This window comes from Methyloversatilis thermotolerans (assembly GCF_000372885.1).
GTDB classification, from domain to species: domain Bacteria; phylum Pseudomonadota; class Gammaproteobacteria; order Burkholderiales; family Rhodocyclaceae; genus Methyloversatilis; species Methyloversatilis thermotolerans.
This window is the reverse complement of sequence record NZ_KB889967.1, coordinates 2,022,654-2,040,469: the sequence shown is the minus strand read 5'-3', so window position 1 is coordinate 2,040,469 and position 17,816 is coordinate 2,022,654. Positions and strand designations below refer to the sequence as shown.

Genomic DNA, 17,816 nt, shown 5'->3' with positions numbered 1-17,816 from the left:
CCCTGCGTGCCCGGGCGACCGCCTCAGGCCGGCGGCTGTCCGGGTGGCGTGCCGCCTCCGCCAGGTGGCATGTCGCCACCACCGGGCGGCGTGCCACCACCGCCGCCGCTGCCTGTTTCCGTACTGGTGCAGCGAGCGGCACTGTCGATCAGGATGTTGAAGCTGCCGGTGACGTACTTTTCCGCGCGCGTCAGTTTCAGATGCAGCGAATCGCCGGCCAGGGCGCCCGAGGTACAGCTGTTGTCGCCGGTGAATACCTGATCGATGTCATTCGTGTAGCTCGTGGCGCCCTTGGTGGTGTAAGGCGCGAGCGTGGTGTAGATGGTGTTGCTCAGTTCATCGTCAAGTGCGAACTGGGTGGTGAACTCGAGCGTGGTGTCGGTGCCGGAGAACTGGCGAACCTTGGCGTGGATGTGTGGCGCGCGCGGCAGATACCAGCCCGGATAGATGGTCCGGAATTTCACCTTGCCCTGGCGGTCGGTCACCTGGTAGCCGCGCAGGAAGTTCTGGCCGGTGGCATCGGTTCCCTGCTGTGCCGCCGAGACGTCCGAATACACACCCAGCGCGTTGCAGTGCCAGATGTCGACATAGGCACCGGTCAGTGGCTTTACCACCCCGGTGTCGGTATCGAGTTCGGACACCGTGATCGTGAGCAGCATGAGCAGTCCGTCCTGCACCAAGCCGGTCGATGTACTCGAGCGGATGTCGGAGCGGTTCAGCAGTTCGTCGATGAAGTAGGGGCCTTCGGTCACCTCCACGGTCGAGGTGTCTCCGGCTGCAGCCCGTACCAGCGGGCTGGCCATCATCAGTGCGCCGGTGGCGGCGCCGTTGCGCAGCAGCAATCGGCGCGCGGCATCGATCTTGTTCGTCATGTCAGTCCCTTCATGTTTTACCGGAAGCGGCGGCGAGCGACGCCGGCCAGCGTTGTCATGCCGACCAGCATGAGGGCGGCGGAGGAAGGTTCGGGTACGGCGACCGTGCTGACCGCGAAGCGGACCGGGTACAGGCTGCCTTCGGTGAACCAGGTGTCGCCCGCATCGTCGCTGCTTGCCAGCACGCCGTCGTAGCTGCCGTCGGCGGACCATGACCAGTCCGCCGATCCGGGACTGCTCAGCACCAGCCAGTAAGTGGTATGAGCGGAGAGAGATACGCTGGCGAGCGTGAAGTCGGTGCTGTCGTCGTCGCTGGCGCTCAGACTGAAGGTGGCGAGGGCGGAAGACGGGATGAGATCGCTGCCGTAGCTGTCGCCATAGCTCGAATACAGACTCAACTGCGGTGTTCCGCTCACATTGCTCAGCGCGAGCGACGCCAGCAATCCGGTGCCTGCGTACGCGACATCTCCGGTCTGGAAGCTGATGGCCAGCCAGTCGCTGGCACTGACGCTCAAGCTTGCGCCGGACGCCGTGGCATCAAGGGTGTTGGCGAGTGTGTCGGCCTGCGCGGCTTCGGCGCTGGCCATCAGGGCGAATGCACACGCCAGCGCGTTCAGCGCCGGTCGTTTGCGACGATATGGTTCGGGCAGCATGGACTCTCCTTGAGCGGATCGGTTGGAAGAGTCGCGGCGCGCGTCAGCCGGAACGCACCGTGACTGTACGCAAGCCTGGGTCAGCCGTTTGTCCGGGGTGTGCCTGTTTCGTGTCGGCGCCGACACATGCGTAAACCGATGTAGCCGTGCCGCGTGCTGCGCACTCGATGAGCGGTACCTGAAACTGCACCGGCGGACACGGCGCGCGCGGGCGTGGCGGGACGGTATCCCGATTCACGCAGAAATGTCTGCGCCGATGTTGACGCGTACGGCAATAAGATTAGAATGCGAATCGTTCGCATTTGGATGGATGATTGATGCGGGCGGTCATCATCGTCGCGGCCCTGGCTGAAACGATGATGTCATCAAGGATTGCCTCCCAGCGACCAGAAAAGGCCAGGCCGGCACAAGACGACAACACTCATGGGTCTGTTGACAGCCCATGTGCCGGCAGTCCCCGTCGATACGGGGGCGTGCGGGCGCCGGCGCATGCGCTGTCAGCAGATCCCGCGGAGACAACCATGACTCACATTCCTCTCGTACGTTCGCTGCTCGTCACTGCACTGCTCGCGGCTTCCGCCGCGTCACAGGCCAGCACCACCCATGCGCAGTTCATCGATCCGGCATCCTCGCTGTCCTTCGACGGATGGAACGAACTGAACCGCAACCGCACCGGCGGCGCGCTGACCAGCGATGAACTGGCGGCCGGAACCGGTTCCAATGTCGCCGGTTCGGGCGATGCGGTATTCACGCTGGTGAGCGGAGATCACTATCCGGCTGGCTTCGGACTGTATGGCGGGGCATCGACGTTCACCTTCACCGACACGACGGTCGATGCGCTCGCCGGCACGCTGGTGTTCCAGGGCATCATCAACAACTTCAGCGGGACCGATTTCAGCCTCACGCTCAGCTACAACGGTGGCAGCCAGTCCATCGCCGGCACGCTCGCCGAAAGTGTGCTCACCGGTGGCGCGAGCGACTATTTCCGCAATGAGTGGGATCTGTCGTCGCTGGGCGTTGCGGTCACCGATTACACGCTGACTTTCGGTATCGGCTTCTCGCAGATGCTGGCATTCCAGATCGACCAGGTTGCCGCGGTGCCGGAACCTGAAGTGCATGCCCTGATGCTGGCCGGTCTGGCGCTGGTGGCCTACCGCGCACGCCGTCGTTTCATGGTTTGACCCTGCGGCTGGCGGGCTCTGCCGCAGCGGTGCCCGCCGCGGCGCGTTCCGGCGCACGCCGGAGCGCGCACGATGTGCTCACAGACTGCGTATCCTGCGCAGCAGCGCGGTGGTCGAACGTTCATGCTCGAACGCGATGGATTCCACCCGACCGCCGCGCGCCAGCACTTCATGCGCACCGACGATATGCTCGACCGGCCAGTCGCCGCCCTTGACCAGCACATCGGGCGCGCAGGCGACGATGAGATCGAGCGGCGTGTCCGCGTCGAACCAGGTGACCAGACTCACCGATTCCAGAGCCGCTATGACCGCGGCACGGTCCTCCAGCGCATTGACCGGGCGGTCCTCACCCTTGCCCTGGCGTCTGACCGATGCATCGGTGTTCAGCGCGACGATGAGCGAAGCGCCCAGCGCGCGTGCCTGTGCCAGGCAGGTGACGTGACCGCGGTGCAGGATGTCGAAACAGCCATTCGTGAACACCACCGGCCCCGGCAGCGCCGCGCGTCGGGCGGGCAGCTCGTCGGGCGGGCACAGCCTGGATTCGAACGAAGGCGTGCCGCCCCGCATCAGGCGGCACCCGCGTACTGCTTGCGGAAACGGTTCAGGTCGCCCACCGTCTTGAAGGTTTCGCCGAACAGCGAGCTCAGGTTGCGCAGGATGCCACCCACCACGCGCGCCTCGCAGTCCTTGTCGAAGCGGATCTGCTGGTCCAGCCAGTGCTCCAGCCAGTCCGGATCGGGCAGGCGCGACTGCACGGTGTCGCGCGGATAGAGCTGCTTGTTCACATGCAGATTGGTCGGATGCAGGGGCTTGCCGGCACGCCCGCTCGCGGCCATCAGCATGCCGATCTTGCTGAAGGCGGCGCGCGCGGCGTCTCCCGCCTGTTCGATCGCTCGTTTCATGTACTTCAGATACGCACCGCCGTGGCGGGCCTCATCACGCGACAGCAGGTCGTAGATGTGCTTGATCACCGGTTCCGTATGCCATTCCGCCGCGCGGCGGTACCACTGGGTCAGGCGCACCTCGCCGCAGAAATGCAGCATCAGGGTTTCCAGCGCCGGAGCGGGATCGAACTCGAAGCGCACCTCGTGCAACTCGGCTTCGGTGGGGGCCATGTCGGGCCGGAAGCGCTGCAGGTATTCCATCAGCACCAGGGCGTGCTTCTGTTCCTCGTAGAACCAGATGGACATGAAGGCAGAGAAATCCGAGTCATTGCGGTTGTCGCGCAGGAACATTTCGGTGGCGGGCAGCGCCGACCACTCGGTGATGGCATTCATCTTGATGGTGAGTGCCTGTTCGTCGGACAGCAGCGATGCGTCGAAACTGTCCCAGGGCACGTCGCGTGACATGTCCCAGCGTGCGGACTCGAGCGACTTGAACAGTTCTGGGTAGAGCATTGGGGGGCGGCTCCTGAGTAAAGGCGCATTGTACGCATGCGGACGACACGCCGATGACAGGGGAAGAAAAGGTACGGGCGCGATTGGATCACGCTGCGCGCCGATGCGATCGATGGAACAGCGGGGAATTCGTGCGCCTGCTTGCAGCCGGCGGAATCCGGTCAGGTGGCCGCGCCGTTCGCGACGCGCCAGGCGGCGACGGCCGGCACGACATCGTCTATGGAACGGATGATCTGAATGCCGGTTTCGCTGCGCAATTTGTCGCGCGCGCCGGCGCCTCCGACCCAGATCGCGACACTTTCCGGCAGCAACTGGCGCAAAGTGCGCACGCCCGCTATCGCCTGCCGGACCGGGAAGGCCGCACTGAAGGACAGCGCCACGATGTCCGCGCCCACGGTGGCGGCCGAGGTCCTGATGTCGGCAAGGGGCATGCGCGGCCCGAGCGAACAGCACTGTACGCCCTCGGTGAGCAGCATCACCTCGGCCATGATGAGACCGAGCGCATGTTCCTCTTCCGGCAATGTGGTGAGCAGCACGCGCGGCGACCGGACCGGACGGGGATAGCTCGAAAGCGCGCCGCGCAGGAAATTCTGCACCTGCTCGGTGTAGAAGTGTTCGTCCGGTACGCCCAGCTCGCCGCGCATCCAGGCTTCCCCGATATCCACATTCAGTGGTGCGATCAGGCCGGTCACCAGACCCTGCAGCCCCTGGTCGAGCAGGGTGCGCTGGAATACGGCGCGCAGGCCGTCAACGTCGTGGCGGCGGATGGCTTCCAGCGTTTCTCCGGACAGCAGCGCAGGTACCCGTGCGCTCCGCTCGGCATCGACGATGGCCTGAAGTTCCGAGTGGCTCGCCGACAGCAATTTGCCTGGCCGCCAGCCCTGATCGATCAATCTACGGATCAGGCGCAAGCGGTTCACGTCCTCCTGGGTGTACAGACGCTCGCCGGCTTCATCCCGCGCCGGCTTGGGAAAACCATAGCGACGCTCCCAGACGCGCAACGTGTCCTTTGCCAGTCCGGTTTCGCGTTCGACTGCGCTGATGTTGAGGAGACCAAGTCCGGTGACGCTCACCTTTGTTTTGTCCTGGACAAATTGTTGACTTGAACACTTTCGGACTCTAGATTACGGACTTGGTCCTGTTTTGTCCAGGACAAAAGGGGAGTCATCACATGAGTACCCGTTTCCTTCCGCTCGCCTGCCTGAGTCCGGCGCTCACCCTTTCGTGCGTGGTGGCCCACGCCGCCGTATCGTCGTCGGAAGATGCGGTCGACCGCACGCATGCGCCTCCGGCGCTGCAGGCGCCGGCCGCGCCGGCGGCGAGCGGTGCGACAGCCACCCTGATCGCATTGCACCGCGCGGTCACCGGCCCCTATTTCGTCGTTCCGGCTCACGCCTCCGCGTCATCCCGCTGCTGCGAGCCCAGCCGTGCGTCGCGCTGATTGCAGGCAGCTCATCAGCGCCCTTCTGCTGACACTGCTGCCGGTGTCCACGTCCCTGTCCGCCGAGAATTGCCCGGCACTGCTCGACCGCAGCATCCCCGGTCTGCTGGATGGCAAGCCGCGCTCGCTGTGCGAGTACAAGGGCCGCGTGCTGCTGGTGGTGAACACGGCAAGCCGGTGCGGTTTCACCGGGCAGTACGCCGGCCTGGAAAAGCTGCAGGAAACGTACGGGAAGCGCGGCCTCACGGTGCTCGGTTTCCCGTCCAACGACTTTGCAAACCAGGAGCCCGGCAGCGACAGGGAAATCGCCGAGTTCTGCAGCATGACTTATGGCGTGAAGTTTCCGATGTTCAGCAAGACTTCGGTCAGGGGCGCGCAGCGTCACCCCTTTTACGTCGATCTGGTGAAGGCGACCGGTTCCGAGCCGGGGTGGAATTTCCACAAGTATCTGATCGGGCGCGACGGCCGCACGGTCACCGCCTTTTCCAGCATCGTGTCGCCGGATTCGAAGGTGCTGGTGCGCGAGATCGAAGCCGCTCTGGCAGGGAGCTCGCAATGACGCCATGGGCTCAGCGGTCGAGGAAGCGTTCATGAAGATTGCGGTGGTCGGCGCCGGCATTTCCGGTCTGTCCGCGGCCTGGCTGCTGTCACGCGATCACAGCGTGACCCTGTTCGAGCAGGAAGAGCGGCTGGGCGGGCATTCCAACACGCTGGATGTCGAGCTGGACGGTATCGGTCATCCGGTCGACACCGGCTTCATCGCGTTCAACCGGGTGACCTATCCGCATCTGTGCGGGCTGTTCGGCCATCTGGGCATTCCGATCGCCGACAGTGACATGTCATTCGGCGTGAGCCTGCAGCACCCGGACGTCGAATGGGCCGGCACCAATCTCGCCACCGTGTTCGCGCAACCGGCCAATCTGGCGCGTCCGCGGTTCTGGCGCATGCTGCAGGACATCATGCGCTTCAACAGTCAGGTCACTGCGATGGCGGCCGAGGGGCGCGCAGAGGAGGTGTCCCTGGGCGAATTCCTGACCCGGCACGCATACAGCGAGGCATTCCGCGACTGGTATCTGCTGCCTATGGCCGCCGCGATCTGGTCCTGCCCGACCCGCACCATGCTCGCGTATCCGGTCGCCACTTTTGCGCGCTTCTGCCACAACCACGGCCTGTTGCGCGTGAATGACCGGCCGCAATGGCTCACCGTGCGCGGCGGTTCGCGCGAATACGTGAAGCGCATCGCGGCGCAGCTCGCCGATGTCCGCCGCGGCGCACCGGTGCGCGCTGTCCAGCGCGGCGCAGAGGGCGTGCTGGTGGCCGCGGGCGATGAGCGCGAGCGCTTCGACCAGGTGGTGCTCGCCTGCCACTCGGACCAGGCGCTTGCGCTGCTGGCAGACCATGCAACGCACGACGAGCGAGGCATCCTTTCGGCGATCCGCTATCAGCCCAACCACGCGGTGCTGCACACCGATACCGCCTTGCTGCCGCGCAATCGCCGCGTCTGGTCGTCATGGAACTACCTCGCCGGTCGCGGAGCGCCGGATCAGCGACCGGTCAGCGTGTCCTACCTGATGAACAAGCTGCAGCCGCTGCCGTTCAGGCAACCGGTCATCGTGTCGCTGAATCCTTTCATCGAGCCGGCACAGGAGCGCGTGATCGCACGTATGGACTACGATCATCCGGTGTTCGACCGGCCGGCCATCGATGCGCAGGCGCGGCTGGGCGATATCCAGGGACGCGACCGGATATGGTTCTGCGGCGCCTGGACCGGATACGGATTCCACGAGGACGGACTGTCGTCGGCAGTGCGCGTGGCGCAGGCGCTGGGTGCCAGCGTGCCGTGGGGCAGGGCGGCGGAGATGGTCGCGGCATGAACGCCTCCGGCGTGGACATATGCCGGGGTGCGGTGATGCATGCGCGATCCGCGCCGGTACGCACCCGCTTCGCCTACCGGCTGTTCTTCCTGCGCATCAGGCTGGAGCATCTCGGCAGCATGCCTGTGCCGATGCTGGCCGTGAATCGCTGGGCGCCGATGTCCTTCCATTACCGTGATCATGGCGCGCGCGACGGCAGTCACCCGCTGCCCTGGATACGCGGCGTGCTGCAGCGTGAAGGTCTGGCGTGCGCCGACGGCGATGTGGTGCTGCAGACGCTGCCGCGGCTGTTCGGCTATGTGTTCAACCCGGTGAGCTTCTGGTTCTGTCATGACCGTGCCGGCGCACTGCGCGCCGTGCTGTGCGAGGTGAGCAACACCTTCGGCGAGCGGCACAATTATCTGGTTGCTCATCCGGACGGGCGGCCGATCGCGCCGGGCGAATGGATGGAAACCCGCAAGGTGTTCCACGTCTCGCCCTTCTTTCCGGTCAGCGGACGCTATCGATTCCGCTTCCAGCAGAGAGGGGCATTTCATGCCGTGGCGATCGACTACCATGACGGCGAGCAGGCCGGACTGGTCACTCGACTGTCCGGCCGCGCCCGGCCGCTGACCCGTCGCAGCGCCGTCGCAGCTCTGCTCGCGCACCCGCTGATGACGCTTGCTGTCATCGCGCGCATCCATGTGCAGGCTTTCCATCTGTGGCGCGCGCGCGTGCCCTTCTTCCGCAAACCTCATCCACCGCTACAGGATCTGACGCGATGAATCAGCCCGATGCCGTTTCAGTGCTTGAACGACGCAGCCCGCTGCCGGGCGATGCGCGCCACGTGTGCCGGATGCTTGAAGGTCTGACACACGGCTGGCTGCTGCTGTCCCTTCCCAACGGGGAAATGCTGTCCTTCGGTCACCATGGCGAGCCGGTCGAAATGCGTGTGCACGACTGGTCGGTGTTCGAACGGGTGATCGCGCGCGGCGACATCGGACTGGGTGAGGCCTATTTCGACGGACTGTGGGACTGCGACGACCTGGGGCGGGTGCTCACCCTGTTTGCCGCCAACCGCGACGTGCTCGAGCAGGCCGTGCATGGCAATCTGCTGGCACTGGCGCTGGCACGCGTACGCCACATGCTGCGCGCCAATACGCGACGGGGCAGTCGCCGCAACATCATGGCCCATTACGATCTGGGCAATGATTTCTACGCGCAGTGGCTGGACCCGAGCATGACCTATTCCAGTGCGCTGTTCGAAGGCGATGAGCGGCGCGACCTGCAGGCCGCACAGCGTGCCAAGTATCGGCGCATCGCGCGCGCGCTGCGGCTGACATCCTCGCAGCCGGTGATCGAGATCGGGTGTGGCTGGGGCGGGTTCGCCGAAGTGGCGGCCACCGAATTCGGCTCGCCGGTGCACGGCATCACGCTGTCGCCGGCGCAACTCGAATGGGCGCGCGAGCGTGCGCAGCGCGGCGGATTCGCCGACCGCGCGTCGTTCGAACTGTGCGACTACCGCGACCTCAGAGGCCATGTGAGCCGCATCGTGTCGATCGAAATGCTGGAAGCGGTGGGCGAGCGCTGGTGGCCGACCTACTTCCGCAAGCTGCACAATCTTCTGACGGTGGGCGGCGAGGCGATGATACAGACCATCAGCATCGCCGACGGCCTTTTTTCGCGCTATCGGCGGGGCACCGACTTCATCCAGCAGTACATCTTTCCGGGCGGCATGCTGCCCTCGCCATCGGTGTTTTGCGCACAGGCGGAAAAGGCTGGGCTTGCGGTCCGCGAGAACCATCGCTTCGGCATCGACTACGCGATCACGCTGGCCCGATGGCGTGAGCGCTTCGACGCGCGCGGCGACGCATTGCGTGCGCTCGGCTTCGATAGCCCGTTCCAGCGCCTGTGGCGCTTCTATCTGGCCTACTGCGAAGCGGGATTCCGTGCCGGATCCATAGACGTGCACCAATTCCATCTGGTCAAGCCATGAATGCCCTGCGCCGACGTGCGATCGCGATGCTCTGCCTGATGCTCGGCGCGCTGGCTGCGCCGGTGCAGGCCCGGCCGCCTGCCGGGGCGGCGGATCTGCTCGCCGATCTCCGCCAACTCGGCAGTGGTGAAATGCGATGGTTCGGCCTGAAGCTGTATGACGCCACACTGTGGGCGGAGGGCGGGCGCTTCAGCCTGGATGGCGGCTTCGCACTGAGCCTGCGCTACGCGCGCGATTTCGACGGTGTACGGCTTGCTCGCGCGAGTATCGACGAGATCCGCCGCCTTGGCGAGAAGGACGAGGCCCGCATTGCGCGTTGGCTGGAGGTGTTGTCGAGCATCTTTCCGGACGTGAAGGCCGGCGAGGTGATCACCGGCGTGAAGCTGCCCGATGGCAGCGCACGCTTCTTCCATCAGGGCCGCGCGCTGCCGGCCATCGAGGATCGTGCGCTGTCGGACGCCTTCTTTGCGATCTGGCTGGATCCGCGCACCCGCGAGCCCGACCTGCGCGCGCGCCTGCTCGCCGACGCCGCGCAGAGCAAGTGACGCCGCGGCAGATCCTGAGCTACGGCGCACTGGGTGCGCCGTTGTCGGCCGCGGCGCTGCCGATCTATGTGCATATCCCCAAACTGTACGCGGAACATTTCGGTGTCGCGCTCGGTGCGCTGGGCGCGGTGCTGTTCGGCGCGCGTCTGCTCGACGCGCTGGCGGATCCGCTGATCGGCGCCATCAGTGATCGGGCGCGGAGCCGGCGCCTGCTGGTGCTGCTCGGGCTGCTCCCGCTGGCGGCCGGTCTGCTGCTGCTGGTGCGACCGGCGGCGGGCATCGATCCACTGCTGTGGCTGGTCGGGTCCTTGCTGCTGGTCTATGCCGGCTACAGCCTGGCGAGCATCAACTACGCAGCATGGGGAGCCGAGCTGTCGTCCTCGTCATCGCTGGCCACGCGGCTTGCGGCTGCGCGCGAGGGCTGGGGACTGATCGGCGTGATCACCGCTTCCATCGCACCGGGCCTGCTTGCCGCGGACGCGCCCACCGGCTTGTGGCGGGCGGTGCTGTACTGGCTTCCCTGGCTGGCGCTGGCCGCCTTGCTGTCGGCTTCCGGCGTGCCCGATCGGCGACCGGCGCCGGACGGACAGGCGCTCGGCCGCGTGCTCGGCGGGGTGCTCGCGCATCGGCGCTTCCGCCTGCTGGTCGCGGTATTCGCTCTCAACGGCATCGCGTCCGCAGTGCCGGCTACGCTGGTGCTGTTCTTCGTCGCCGATCTGCTGCAGGCGTCGCAGCACGAAGGTCTGTTTCTGGGGCTCTACTTCATCGCCGGCATCTGCGCCTTGCCGCTGTGGACCCGGCTGGCGGACCGCTACGGCCGCGCGCGTGCCTGGCTGGGGTCCATGCTGCTGGCCATCGTCGCCTTCGCCTGGGCCGGCACGCTGGGACCGGGTGATCTGGTCGCGTTCGCGCTCATCTGCATCGGTTCCGGCGTGGCACTGGGCGCCGATCTGGCCTTGCCGCCCGCAATGCTGGCCGGCCTGATAGGCGACCCGAAGGAACGTCTGTCTGCCGGCGGCAGCTTTGGCGTGTGGACTTTCGTGACCAAGCTCAATCTCGCTCTTGCCGCTGGTCTGGCCTTGCCACTGCTGGCGCTGCTCGGCTACGCGCCGGGTTCGCCCGACGCTGCGGGACGCGCGGCGCTGACCGCGGTCTACGCCTTGTTGCCCCTGGTGCTGAAGGGGGCCGCCGCAGCGCTGCTGTGGTGGTGCGCACCCACAATCGAAGGAGAGTCGACATGATGGATGACATGGAAACGCAAGAGTCTTTCGGTGGCTGGAGGAGGGCGCTGTGTCGCTTGCTGTCGGTGATCGGACTCGCTGTGCTGGCCGGGTGCGGAGGCGTGCAGCCGGACCGCTATGCGGCGCAGAAGCCGGCGCTGGACCTGCGCGAGTACTTCAACGGCCGCATCACCGGCTGGGGCATGTTCCAGGATCGCAGCGGCGAAGTGATCAAGCGCTTTGTCGTGCGCATCGATGCGTCCTGGCAGGGCGACACCGGCACGCTGGACGAGCGCTTCGAGTGGAGTGACGGCACGAACAGCCGACGTGTCTGGACGCTGAAGCATCTGGGTGGCGGCCGCTACAGTGGCCGCGCCGACGATGTGGTGGGCGAGGCAGCCGGCGAAGCCAGTGGCAATGCGCTGCGCTGGCGCTATGTGCTGGCCCTGCCGGTGGATGACAAGGTGTACAACGTCGATTTCGACGACTGGATGTATCTGATCGACGACAAGGTGATGCTCAACCGCTCGGCAATGAGCAAGTTTGGCGTTCATCTGGGCGAAGTGACGCTGTCGTTCACGCGCGAGGGTGGATGATGTTCTCGCCGGACAACCCGCCGCTGCATGACTGGGTCGGTCGACGCGTCTGGATCGTCGGCGCATCGACCGGCATAGGTGCCGCGCTGGCACAGCGCCTGATCGCGGCCGGTGCGCGTGTGGCCCTGTCGGCGCGCAGCGCCGACCGCCTGCGCGAGCTTGCCGCGGCGTCGGCGGATGCGACAGTGCTGCCGCTGGATGCTTCCGACCCGGCCGCCTTGCGCGCGGCGGTGCGCACACTGCACGACGCGTGGGGTGGGCTGGATGCGGTGTTCTTCCTCGCCGCCCGCTATGCGCCGGTACGCGCCTGGGAGCTGGACGACGCCGACATCGACGACACGCTGCGGCTGAATATTGGTGCGGTCATGCACGGCTGCGCCGCGCTGCTGCCCGGCATGCTGGAACGGGGCGCCGGCGCGCTGGTCATCGTGTCCAGCGTGGCCGGCTATCGCGGGCTGCCCAAGTCGCTCATCTATGGTGCGAGCAAGGCGGCGCTGATCAATTTCGCCGAGACGCTCTACATGGACGTGCGGCCGCGCGGCCTGGGCGTGCACCTGGTCTGCCCCGGCTTCGTCGAAACACCGCTCACCGCACAGAACGACTTCGCGATGCCGGCGCTCATCAGTCCGGAACAGGCGGCGACGCACATTCTCGGCGGACTGGCCGACGGCCGCTTCCACATCCATTTTCCGAAGCGCTTCACCTTGTGGCTGCGTCTGCTGCGCATCCTGCCCTACCGGCTGTACTTCGCAGCGGTGCGCCGTCTCACCGGACTATAGGGTCGGATGGCCCTTGCATCGTCAGGCGCGTTTGCTGCGCACGTGGCACCGGCAAGGCGTCCGGAGGCCCGTGGTAAACTGCCGGGCTCGCCAAACTGCAGGTCCATCCATGTCCGGCAATACCTTGGGCACGCTTTTCCGTGTCACGTCCTTCGGTGAATCCCATGGCCCGGCCATCGGATGTGTCGTCGATGGCTGCCCGCCCGGGCTCAGGCTGGACGCGGCCGACATTCAGGCCGAACTGGACCGTCGCAAGCCGGGTACGTCGCGCCATGTGACGCAGCGGCGCGAGCCGGATGAGGTCGAGATTCTGTCCGGCGTGTTCGAGGGCATGACCACCGGAACGCCGATCGCGCTGCTCATACGCAACCAGGACCAGCGCTCCAGGGACTACGGCAATATTGCCGACACCTTCCGGCCGGGCCACGCGGACTATGCCTACTGGCAGAAGTACGGCATCCGCGACTACCGCGGCGGCGGCCGTTCGTCGGCGCGCGAGACCGCGGTGCGTGTCGCCGCCGGCGCGATTGCCCGCAAATGGCTGCAGGAATACCACGGTGTGGTCATCCATGGCTGGATGAGCCAGCTCGGACCGATACGCATCGAGTACCGGGACCGCGCGGCCATCGCCGAAAACCCCTTCTTCTGTCCTGACCCCGCGCTGGTACCGGAACTCGAGCTTTTCATGGATACCCTGCGCAAATCCGGCGATTCCTGCGGCGCCCGCATCGACGTGATGGCAAGCGGTGTTCCGGTGGGCTGGGGCGAGCCGGTCTATGACCGGCTGGATGCCGACATCGCCTATGCGATGATGGGCATCAATGCGGTCAAGGGCGTGGAGATCGGGGCCGGATTCGCCAGCATCGAACAGCGCGGCACCGAACATTCCGATGAAATGTCGCCGGAGGGCTTCCTGTCCAACAACGCAGGCGGGGTGCTGGGCGGCATTTCCACCGGCCAGGACATCCGCGTGTCGATCGCCATCAAGCCGACATCCAGCATCCGTCTGGATAGACATTCGATGGACAAGGCCGGGCAACCGGTGATCGTGAACACCCATGGCCGCCACGATCCCTGCGTCGGCATCCGGGCGACGCCGGTGGCCGAAGCCATGCTCGCCCTCGTCTTGATGGACCACGCACTGCGCCACCGCGCCCAGTGCGCCGATGTCCGCACCGATACGCCGCGCATCCCGGCTCAGGCGCCGGACACGCTGATCGACCGCATACGCGCCGCGCGCGAGCAGGCGGTCAGCAACCCGGAACCGGACGAAGCCTGAGCTTCCGGGCCCGACCGGGCAGCCCGCTCGTCGTCTTCTCTTGCGCGGCTTTCTCATGCCCCCGATGAGACGCGCCTCCACCGGTCCGGGGACGGGTCCTTGTCAGCCCGGGACCGGGGCATTCCAGCAGGTCATTCTTGCGATGCATTACGCTTCCGTCGCCTGAAATCCCGCATCCGACTCCTCTATCGCGCTGCAACACGGGGCCGTTTTCCCCGCGAGCTGTCGCCACCTTTGCTGCACATCCAGCCGCAAGGCTGGTTGCATACAACCAATCTGAGTATCGAGGTGGCGCAAGGCTTGCAGCGTGAAATCTATTCCGTTCAACTGAAACGACCATGCGTCGGGCATCTTGCGCCTTGTCGGGAAAATGTCCCGAGCTGAATGAGGTGGGAGTTTTTCCCTGTTTGCTCCTTCATGTAGCCGGTAAAAACCGGTAAAGAATTTGCCCGAGGTTGTGTAGGGCGCAGTCCTACACAAAGAAGAATGAAGAGGCTGCAGAAGAGAGGAGGGACGGCGCTCGCGGTCGTCCTGACCGTGCTCCCCGGTACGGTGTCAGCGCAGGAGGACAAGTCGGTGGAGCTGCCGAAGGTCGAGATCCGCGCGCCGCGCATCGTCACGCCTCTGCCAGGCGTGGTGCTGGATCGCGACCAGATGACGACCAATGCACAGCGGGCGACGGCCGAGGACATAGAACAGGCCCAATCCATAAGCATCACCGACTTCATGAATACCCAGATGCAGTCGGTATCCGTCAATGATTATCAAGGTAATCCATTTCAGCAGGATCTGGTATTCCGGGGCTTTTCCGCTTCTCCGCAGATTGGTACTCCCCAGGGCCTTTCTGTCTATCTCGATGGCGTTCGCGTGAATGAGGCTTTCGGTGAAGTCGTGAATTGGGACATGATTCCCATGAACGCAATTGCCAGTATGGATTTGTTGCCCGGATCAAGTCCGCTGTTCGGATTGAATACCTTGGGCGGCGCGCTGGCACTGAGAACCAAGAATGGATTTGATCACGTCGGTGTCAACGTTGAATCGACGATTGGGGCCTGGGGGCGTCGCCAGTATCAAGGTACATTCGGTACTAACAATGGAACGATGGGGCTGTTTGCTGCTGCAAACATCTTTGACGAGGACGGGTGGCGCAGAAATTCACCTTCAAAAGTGCGGCAGTTTTTTGGGACGGGCTCCATTCGAGGAGACGGTGGTGCAATAAATCTCTCGATCATAAAGGTGGATAACCGTCTCGTCGGTAATGGGCTCGTGCCCATTGATGACTTCCGGCAGGATCCGAGCGGAGTCTTTACCTCCCCGGACGAGGTAAAAAATGATCTCACTCACCTGAATTTGAACGGTAGCTTCGATGTCTCGGAAACGGCGACTATATCGTTGCTCGCATATCGTCGTGACTTGACACAGAGCGCTGTCGGAGCTGATTTTTACGACGAATTTCCGGCGTTGGCCGAAAGAGGTTTCTCATGCACAAACGGTTCGGCGGTTGATGGTGCTATTGACGGCGGGCAAGGCTGCGCCGGAGTTTTGCCAAATGGGCTATTCAACTTTTCGACGCTTGACGGAAAGAGCTACGGCGCAACATTGCAGCTGACTGCGGTATCGGAACGGAATCAGTTTGTTGCCGGTCTGGCTTTCGACAAGAACCGTGTCCGCTTTTCTCAGTCCCAGTTGCTCGGCGAAATTCGGGATGACCGAACGGTCGTTGCCAACCCGGACAAATACTACGACGACTGTCTGGATGACCCCACGACCTGCGATCCCGCGAACCCGTACATCGCGGCTGCCCGTTTCCCCGTGGTTCGTAACAGACTTTCCGGCGGCAGTCAGACACAGTCGTTGTTCTTTCAGAACGCATGGTCGGCAACCGATCGCCTCAACGTAACCTTCGGCGCCCGTTACAGCTTGACCAAGGTTCTGAATGTTCTCGACTCCGATGTCGGCAAGTCTCTTTACAATTTCGATTCTCAGGAACTGGATCCCAAGGATCCGGCCTATTCCGATGCCGATCGTTTCGTAAGAAGCAAGGGCGATTACCGCTACAGAAGTCTCAATCCCGCACTGGGTGTCTCCTGGTCGGCGACTCCTGCCTTAAATCTCTATGCAAACGTCAGTAGAGGATCGCGTGCACCATCCGCCATCGAGCTCGGATGCGCAATCGATCGAACCCAGATCATCAACAGCACCAACTATCAGTATGGATGCTCCATTCCAACCGCCCTCACATCGGATCCCTATCTCAAGCAGGTCAGGTCATTAAGCATGGAGTTGGGTGCTCGTGGGCGGTCGGATGATATCGAATGGAATGCCGGCTTCTTTCGCACAGAACTCACCGATGACATTCTGTTTGTTCCACTCGGACGAAAGAACAGAGGCGTGTTCGACAACTTCGGTCAAACGCTCAGGCAAGGTTTTGAATCCGGTCTGGTTGCCGGTTTCGGCGATGTGAAATTCAGGTTGAACTATACCTACCAGAGGGCGACATTCGAATCTCCGGCGCGGATCGTCAATCCGAACAACAGTAGCAACGAGGTCTCTCCAGTTGATCTTCAGAGTTACGTGATGATCTCTCCCGGCGATTCCTTGCCAGGGGTTCCCAGACAGATATTGCAGGCAAATCTTGATTTTCAGCCGAGTGATCGCTGGAATTTCTCGGTCGGGATGGTGATGCACTCGTGGTCATATGTCCGTGGTAACGAGAACAATGATCACGAAGCACGCGAGGCTACCAATTCTGTAATTGCTGGTGGTAATCGCGATCCCTATGATTATGTCGGTCCGGGGCGGATTCCCGGATATGCGATATTCAATCTTCGTGCACAGTACCGCATAAGCAGTCAGTTGAGCTTTTTTGCTCGCGTCGATAATGTGTTCGATCGTGAATATCTGACGGCGGGTGATCTTGGGCGTACCCCGTTTACGCCTGGATCTGGCGCGCACGACGGCTCCGGATTCAATTATAACTCGAGTCAGTGGCTCAATACGACATTCGTGGGTCCGGGAGCGCCGCGGGCAGTATGGTTTGGAATACGCATTTCTCTAGACGGTGTTTCTGAAAGGAAAGGGTAGGGCAGGCATGTCGATATTCTGTTGGTCCAATCGGAGGGTTTCTATGCTCGATCATTCTCGTACGTTTTTTTTCGCGTGTGCAAGCATGATGTCGGTGAGCGCATACGCGGGTGGCTTCGTCTCTCTTCCCAATGGTGAACTGGGAACTGCTGCGCCTTGCCTAAATAGCGTCCGCTGCAACGGTGTCAACAACGTCAACGTCGATCCGTTCTATATCACTCCCGGTGCCGTAACCGGTACGACGACAGTCACCGTGGGCGTCGGCGCAACAGCCTCTCAGAGAACCGTCAATGTCCATGCCTTCCCGACGCAGTTTACGTTGCTCGAATCAAGGCAGACATCGTTCTCTGACAACTCCGTCGTGGGCGGATTTTCGGGTGTTTTCTTTGATTATGTTTTTCTGGATAACACCACTGATACGCTGGTTTTCGGCTCGCGTCTTCAGATGATCGACCTCTCTGAGGCGAACGATATATTCCGCAGTGGTTTTGCTGACTACGAAACCGAAGTTGCCTGGACTCGAGTCTATTCTTCTACTTCCGGCAACGATCTTCGCTTGTATTCCGCAGCACGTTCGTCGGTTGGTCTCAAGGGGGGGGCGGATCCTTTGCCCGGCAGCGAGGCATATGACAACGATGTCGTTGACCTCAGGTCGGACGTGAATCAGGCGGAGCGTAATCCATTCAGCGGTTTGTATCTCATTCGTACAAATGCGACTGAAGAGCAAGGGTACTCGCTTGTCGATGGTGCAGCGTGGATACGCCAGGCCGGTGAAGAGGGACAGCCGGTATTGACCCGTAGCTTCGCGGCATTCGCGCCCAATCCTGTTGTCGCTGTTCCGGAACCTGAGACTTACGCGATGCTTCTTGCAGGTCTGGCGCTTACCGGTGTAGTTGCGCGACGTCGCAAGTGAATTTCTG

General features: G+C 63.4%; 18 protein-coding genes. 13 read left to right on the top strand and 5 right to left on the bottom strand.

The window, feature by feature from the left end:
* Nucleotides 1-23: 23 nt before the first annotated feature.
* Complete coding sequence (locus A3Q7_RS19675; RefSeq protein ID WP_018411537.1) at nt 24-872, bottom strand: dioxygenase family protein; 849 nt, start codon at nt 870-872, stop codon at nt 24-26.
* 17 nt (nt 873-889) lie between these two features.
* Nucleotides 890-1,525 (bottom strand): choice-of-anchor R domain-containing protein, encoded by a 636-nt coding sequence (locus A3Q7_RS0108985; protein WP_018411536.1) that lies wholly within the window; start codon nt 1,523-1,525, stop codon nt 890-892.
* A 521-nt stretch (nt 1,526-2,046) separates the two neighbouring features.
* Between A3Q7_RS0108985 and A3Q7_RS0108980 the strand changes: the two genes are divergently transcribed.
* A complete protein-coding gene (locus A3Q7_RS0108980) occupies nt 2,047-2,706 on the top strand; it encodes a PEP-CTERM sorting domain-containing protein (RefSeq protein WP_018411535.1) in 660 nt (219 codons plus the stop codon).
* Nucleotides 2,707-2,784: 78 nt separating this feature from the next.
* Here A3Q7_RS0108980 and A3Q7_RS0108975 read toward each other — a convergent pair whose 3' ends face one another.
* The 3 genes from A3Q7_RS0108975 to A3Q7_RS0108965 all read right to left on the bottom strand — a co-directional run bounded on the left by A3Q7_RS0108975 (nt 2,785) and on the right by A3Q7_RS0108965 (nt 5,176).
* Nucleotides 2,785-3,273 (bottom strand): adenylyltransferase/cytidyltransferase family protein, encoded by a 489-nt coding sequence (locus A3Q7_RS0108975; protein WP_018411534.1) that lies wholly within the window; start codon nt 3,271-3,273, stop codon nt 2,785-2,787.
* The gene (locus A3Q7_RS0108970) at nt 3,273-4,103 is read right to left on the bottom strand and encodes a ferritin family protein (protein ID WP_018411533.1); all 831 of its coding nucleotides are present in this window, start codon (nt 4,101-4,103) and stop codon (nt 3,273-3,275) included. Before A3Q7_RS0108970 ends, A3Q7_RS0108975 begins: the two co-directional genes overlap by 1 nt.
* A gap of 161 nt (nt 4,104-4,264) precedes the next feature.
* Nucleotides 4,265-5,176 carry a MerR family transcriptional regulator gene (locus A3Q7_RS0108965; protein ID WP_018411532.1) on the bottom strand — a complete coding sequence of 304 codons (912 nt, stop codon included), beginning with the start codon at nt 5,174-5,176 and terminating at the stop codon, nt 4,265-4,267.
* Nucleotides 5,177-5,274: 98 nt separating this feature from the next.
* On the opposite strand from A3Q7_RS0108965, the gene A3Q7_RS0108960 reads away from it, so the two are divergent.
* From A3Q7_RS0108960 to A3Q7_RS20520, 12 genes are all read left to right on the top strand, one after another.
* A complete protein-coding gene (locus A3Q7_RS0108960; RefSeq protein ID WP_018411531.1) occupies nt 5,275-5,544 on the top strand; it encodes a hypothetical protein in 270 nt (89 codons plus the stop codon).
* Complete coding sequence (locus A3Q7_RS0108955; protein WP_018411530.1) at nt 5,531-6,103, top strand: glutathione peroxidase; 573 nt, start codon at nt 5,531-5,533, stop codon at nt 6,101-6,103. Before A3Q7_RS0108960 ends, A3Q7_RS0108955 begins: the two co-directional genes overlap by 14 nt.
* Before the next feature lie 31 nt (nt 6,104-6,134).
* Complete coding sequence (locus tag A3Q7_RS0108950) at nt 6,135-7,418, top strand: NAD(P)/FAD-dependent oxidoreductase (protein ID WP_051079185.1); 1,284 nt, start codon at nt 6,135-6,137, stop codon at nt 7,416-7,418.
* A complete protein-coding gene (locus A3Q7_RS0108945) occupies nt 7,415-8,182 on the top strand; it encodes a DUF1365 domain-containing protein (protein ID WP_026224645.1) in 768 nt (255 codons plus the stop codon). The genes A3Q7_RS0108950 and A3Q7_RS0108945 overlap by 4 nt, the downstream gene beginning before the upstream one ends.
* Nucleotides 8,179-9,393: an SAM-dependent methyltransferase gene (locus A3Q7_RS0108940; RefSeq protein ID WP_018411527.1), complete on the top strand. Its 1,215-nt coding sequence runs from the start codon at nt 8,179-8,181 to the stop codon at nt 9,391-9,393. The genes A3Q7_RS0108945 and A3Q7_RS0108940 overlap by 4 nt, the downstream gene beginning before the upstream one ends.
* Nucleotides 9,390-9,938: a chalcone isomerase family protein gene (locus tag A3Q7_RS0108935; protein ID WP_018411526.1), complete on the top strand. Its 549-nt coding sequence runs from the start codon at nt 9,390-9,392 to the stop codon at nt 9,936-9,938. Before A3Q7_RS0108940 ends, A3Q7_RS0108935 begins: the two co-directional genes overlap by 4 nt.
* A complete protein-coding gene (locus tag A3Q7_RS0108930; protein ID WP_018411525.1) occupies nt 9,935-11,179 on the top strand; it encodes an MFS transporter in 1,245 nt (414 codons plus the stop codon). Before A3Q7_RS0108935 ends, A3Q7_RS0108930 begins: the two co-directional genes overlap by 4 nt.
* The gene (locus tag A3Q7_RS0108925) at nt 11,176-11,754 is read left to right on the top strand and encodes a DUF3833 domain-containing protein (protein ID WP_232417883.1); all 579 of its coding nucleotides are present in this window, start codon (nt 11,176-11,178) and stop codon (nt 11,752-11,754) included. Before A3Q7_RS0108930 ends, A3Q7_RS0108925 begins: the two co-directional genes overlap by 4 nt.
* A complete protein-coding gene (locus A3Q7_RS0108920) occupies nt 11,754-12,533 on the top strand; it encodes an SDR family NAD(P)-dependent oxidoreductase (protein ID WP_026224644.1) in 780 nt (259 codons plus the stop codon). The genes A3Q7_RS0108925 and A3Q7_RS0108920 overlap by 1 nt, the downstream gene beginning before the upstream one ends.
* A 109-nt stretch (nt 12,534-12,642) precedes the next feature.
* Nucleotides 12,643-13,812, top strand: a complete 1,170-nt coding sequence (aroC, locus tag A3Q7_RS0108915) for a chorismate synthase (RefSeq protein WP_018411522.1) — start codon at nt 12,643-12,645, stop codon at nt 13,810-13,812.
* Nucleotides 13,813-14,298: 486 nt separating this feature from the next.
* Nucleotides 14,299-16,896 (top strand): TonB-dependent receptor, encoded by a 2,598-nt coding sequence (locus tag A3Q7_RS19670; protein ID WP_018411520.1) that lies wholly within the window; start codon nt 14,299-14,301, stop codon nt 16,894-16,896.
* A 43-nt stretch (nt 16,897-16,939) separates the two neighbouring features.
* Entirely contained in the window at nt 16,940-17,809 is an 870-nt protein-coding gene (locus tag A3Q7_RS20520) for a PEP-CTERM sorting domain-containing protein (protein WP_157278146.1), read from the top strand.
* Nucleotides 17,810-17,816: the final 7 nt, after the last annotated feature.

Bases quoted from the DNA above. Each gene is read 5' to 3' on its own strand.
- A3Q7_RS0108980 (WP_018411535.1), top strand. From the start codon at position 2,047: ATGACTCACATTCCTCTCGTACGTTCGCTGCTCGTCACTGCACTGCTC.
- A3Q7_RS0108970 (WP_018411533.1), bottom strand. From the start codon at position 4,103: ATGCTCTACCCAGAACTGTTCAAGTCGCTCGAGTCCGCACGCTGGGAC.
- A3Q7_RS0108945 (WP_026224645.1), top strand. From the start codon at position 7,415: ATGAACGCCTCCGGCGTGGACATATGCCGGGGTGCGGTGATGCATGCG.
- A3Q7_RS20520 (WP_157278146.1), top strand. From the start codon at position 16,940: ATGCTCGATCATTCTCGTACGTTTTTTTTCGCGTGTGCAAGCATGATG.
- aroC (WP_018411522.1), top strand. From the start codon at position 12,643: ATGTCCGGCAATACCTTGGGCACGCTTTTCCGTGTCACGTCCTTCGGT.
- A3Q7_RS19670 (WP_018411520.1), top strand. From the start codon at position 14,299: ATGAAGAGGCTGCAGAAGAGAGGAGGGACGGCGCTCGCGGTCGTCCTG.
- A3Q7_RS0108940 (WP_018411527.1), top strand. From the start codon at position 8,179: ATGAATCAGCCCGATGCCGTTTCAGTGCTTGAACGACGCAGCCCGCTG.
- A3Q7_RS0108920 (WP_026224644.1), top strand. From the start codon at position 11,754: ATGTTCTCGCCGGACAACCCGCCGCTGCATGACTGGGTCGGTCGACGC.
- A3Q7_RS0108960 (WP_018411531.1), top strand. From the start codon at position 5,275: ATGAGTACCCGTTTCCTTCCGCTCGCCTGCCTGAGTCCGGCGCTCACC.
- A3Q7_RS0108985 (WP_018411536.1), bottom strand. From the start codon at position 1,525: ATGCTGCCCGAACCATATCGTCGCAAACGACCGGCGCTGAACGCGCTG.
- A3Q7_RS0108975 (WP_018411534.1), bottom strand. From the start codon at position 3,273: ATGCGGGGCGGCACGCCTTCGTTCGAATCCAGGCTGTGCCCGCCCGAC.
- A3Q7_RS19675 (WP_018411537.1), bottom strand. From the start codon at position 872: ATGACGAACAAGATCGATGCCGCGCGCCGATTGCTGCTGCGCAACGGC.
- A3Q7_RS0108950 (WP_051079185.1), top strand. From the start codon at position 6,135: ATGAAGATTGCGGTGGTCGGCGCCGGCATTTCCGGTCTGTCCGCGGCC.
- A3Q7_RS0108935 (WP_018411526.1), top strand. From the start codon at position 9,390: ATGAATGCCCTGCGCCGACGTGCGATCGCGATGCTCTGCCTGATGCTC.
- A3Q7_RS0108925 (WP_232417883.1), top strand. From the start codon at position 11,176: ATGATGGATGACATGGAAACGCAAGAGTCTTTCGGTGGCTGGAGGAGG.